Below are 521 nucleotides of genomic sequence, written 5' to 3'. Positions count from 1 at the left end.
GCGATCTTCCATTCATCTTCGATGAACACAGCCCATTGTGTATTTGATGCTTTCGTTTTAGATGATGCTTTGTTGGACGTAAAATCTTCCAACTCGGCATGCGTCGCATCGACACCAGTTGTCAGTGTATGCGCGCCCAGCCCTTTAACTACGCTGGATTTAAACGTGGTATTTACAATAGTCATTTCGCGAGATTTGTTTTCACTCTCCTCGCGCTGCAAGTAGGTATCAGAGTTACCCAATAACTCCCACTCCCCGGTGTGACTAAGCGTAACGTAGTTGCGACGGTATTCATTCAATGAATCTTCACAGCCTCTACGACAGCCCGTCGTAGGTACAGAAAGACCAACATTACCGCGACGACTTTGTGCCGATGTACCACCCTCTAACTGCACAGAGTGACGATCATTGATTTGATAGATCAGTTTTGAAGAGATGCTCTGCATATCTTTGTCTTCATAACCATAATCAATGTCATCTTCTTCCCTTGCGGTGTATTGACCATAAACCTGTAGCAACAA

Annotated in this window: 1 pseudogene; it reads right to left on the bottom strand. The window is 44.9% G+C overall.

Annotation, left to right across the window (positions count from 1 at the left end):
* A pseudogene (locus tag R7190_RS30635) lies at positions 1–521 on the bottom strand (ligand-gated channel protein); the annotation flags it as partial.

The organism is Vibrio sp. 1078-1, assembly GCF_033340475.1.
The sequence above is the reverse complement of the archived record's forward strand: the minus strand, read 5'-3'. Positions and strand labels throughout refer to the sequence as shown.